General features: G+C 73.2%; 3 protein-coding genes. 1 reads left to right on the top strand and 2 read right to left on the bottom strand.

Translation table 11 applies throughout. The features are described from left to right. Positions 1-127 precede the first annotated feature (127 nt). On the bottom strand, positions 128-808 hold the full coding sequence (locus L1885_RS26950; RefSeq protein WP_235799769.1) for an NADPH-dependent F420 reductase: 681 nt from the start codon (positions 806-808) through the stop codon (positions 128-130). Between the two features lie 3 nt (positions 809-811). Beyond that, entirely contained in the window at positions 812-1,840 is a 1,029-nt protein-coding gene (locus L1885_RS26945) for an LLM class flavin-dependent oxidoreductase (protein WP_235799768.1), read from the bottom strand. 79 nt (positions 1,841-1,919) lie between these two features. Here L1885_RS26945 and L1885_RS26940 point away from each other — a divergent pair, with 79 nt between their 5' ends. Next, a complete protein-coding gene (locus tag L1885_RS26940) occupies positions 1,920-2,444 on the top strand; it encodes a MarR family winged helix-turn-helix transcriptional regulator (protein ID WP_235799767.1) in 525 nt (174 codons plus the stop codon). Positions 2,445-2,577: the final 133 nt, after the last annotated feature.

Below are 2,577 nucleotides of genomic sequence, written 5' to 3'. Positions count from 1 at the left end.
CGGCGAACGCAACGGAGCCACGTGCATCACCTCTCTCGGTCGGTGTCGGCTTCCTAGCGTAAGGAGAGGGGTACGCGCCGCGCATGGCACTTCCGGACCATTTAGCGCCCCTTCTTCGCGACCGGCCTCAGCCCGCCGCGGCCCGCACCGCGGCGACGCGGCGGCCGGCGTCGGTCGCCGGGAACCGGTCGAGCATCGCGCGGACGGACGCGGCGTCGGTGTTGGCACCGAACAGTTCGGTGCCGGGCTGCATCCGGATTCCCTCCGCGAGCGGCCCGGCCAGGACCGGGTCGAAGCCGAGGGCGTCCACGAGGGCGGCGGCTTCGGCGACGTCCTCCCCGCCGTCCCCGGCCAGTGCGATGGCGCGGCGGTCCGGCGCCCCTGACGGGCGGGCCCCCTCCTCCAGGTCGTGGTAGCCCATGTGGTTGAACGCCTTCACGACCCGTGACCCCGGCAGGAAGGCCCGCACGATCTCGCTGGAGGAGGTGCGCGGATCGGTGAGGTCGTCCCGTACGCCGTCGATCTCCCACCAGTAGTTCATGGCGTCGATCACGAGCTTGCCGCGCAGGGCCTCCGCCGGCACGGAGCGGTACTTGCCGAGCGGCAGGGCCAGCACCACGGTGTCGGCGCGGCGGGCCGCCTCGGCGCCGGTCACCGCGACCGCGCCGGGGGTGACGACCTCGACGATCAGCGAGATGGCCGCCGGGTCGCCGGAGCCGGCGATCAGGACGTCGTAGCCGGCGGCGACCGCCAGCCGGGCGAGGACGGTGCCGACCTTGCCGGCGCCGAGGATGCCGAGGGTGGTCACGGCTCAGCCCGCCAGCAGGTCGCGGACCATGGGCGCCACCTTCGAGCCGAACAGCTCGACCGCCCGCATGCGGGCCGACACGGGCTGGGCCCCCGCGCTGTAGATCATGTCGAAGCGGCCCACGCCGAGCGTCCCGACCGCGGCCGCGATCTTGCGGGCCACGGTCTCCGGGGAGCCGATGTACATCGAGCCGTTCGCGACCTCCGCGTCGAACTCGGCCCGGCGCAGCGGCGGCCAGCCGCGCAGCGCGCCGATCCGGTCCCGCATGATCTTGTACGTCGGGTAGAAGACCTCCTTGGCCTCCTCGTCGGTGTCCGCCACGAAACCGGGCGAGTGCATCCCGACGGGGTGGGCGACGGTGCCGAACTGCTCCGCGGCCCGGCGGTAGAGGTCGATGTACGGCAGGAAGCGGGACGGGGACCCGCCGATGATCGCGAGCATGAGCGGCAGTCCGTGGCGCGCGGTGCGCACGACCGACTGCGGCGAGCCGCCGACGCCGACCCACGCGTCGAGGCGGCCGGAGTCGGTCTTCGGGAACACGTCCGCGTCCTGGAGAGCGGCGCGCGTGGTGCCGCTCCAGGTCACGGGCTTCTCGTCGAGGAGCTTCACGAAGAGGTCGAGCTTCTCCTCGAAGAGGACGTCGTAGTCGCTCAGGTCGTAGCCGAACAGCGGGAAGGACTCGGTGAAGGACCCCCGGCCGAGGATCGCCTGCGCGCGGCCGCCCGAGAGCGCGTCCACGGTCGCGAACCGCTGGAAGACGCGGACCGGGTCGTCGGAGCTGAGCACGGTCACGCCCGACGCGAGCCTGATGCGCGACGTCCGGGCGGCGATGGCGGCGAGGACCGTCTCGGGGCTGGAGATCGAGTACTCGGGGCGGTGGTGCTCACCGAGCGCGATGACATCGACGCCGAGCTCGTCGGCGAGCACGGCTTCGTCGACCACCTGCCGGATCGCGGCAGCGTGGGAGACTGGTTTGCCGGACTCCTCCGGGACGTCCCCGAAGGTGTCGAGGCCGAGAACGAGGTCCGCCATGGGTACTGCCCTCCTTTACTGATTGACGTATCAACTATCGCTCATTATGATTGACACGTCAATCATGGGAGGCGGGATCATGCCGGGATCACGGAAGCTGCCCACACGGGAGGAACTGCGCGCCTGGCGCGAGTTCATCGAGACGACCGAGGCGCTGCGCGCCAGGCTCGCGGCGCGGCTCCAGCGGGACACGGACCTGTCCACCGGCGACTACACCGTCCTCCTCCAGCTCAGCGAGGCCGACGGCACGAGGCTGCGCTCCTCCGAGCTGGCGCTCGCCGTCGGCTGGGAGCGCAGCCGCCTGTCGCACCACCTCGGCCGCATGGAGCGGCGGGGGCTCATCCGCCGCGAGGAGTGCGCCACGGACAGCCGGGGCGCGGAAGTCGTCCTGGAGCCCGCCGGCGCCCGGGCCTTCCACGAGGCCACCTACCCGCACCTGCGGGCCGTCCGCGAATTCTTCGTCGACGCCCTCACCCCGGAGCAGATCACGGCCGCGGCCGGCATCGCCGCGGCGCTGCGCACCCACCTGGACGACGGCGCCCCCGCGCCCGGCGCGCACCGCACGACGGCTCCGGCCACGGCGGCGGAGACCGCTTCGGAGTGACTCGGAGTGACGGGAGCACGCCGGCGCGCCAGCGCCGGACGCCGCACCGCCCGCGCCCTCGACGGGGGCGGCCGGTCCGCACGGCGCCCCCTCCCCCGTCGTCGCGGACTCCCGGGGCCCGGGCAGCGGCGGC

The organism is Streptomyces fuscigenes (assembly GCF_021556455.1).
GTDB classification, from domain to species: Bacteria; Actinomycetota; Actinomycetes; order Streptomycetales; family Streptomycetaceae; genus Streptomyces; species Streptomyces fuscigenes.
The sequence above is the reverse complement of the archived record's forward strand: the minus strand, read 5'-3'. Positions and strand labels throughout refer to the sequence as shown.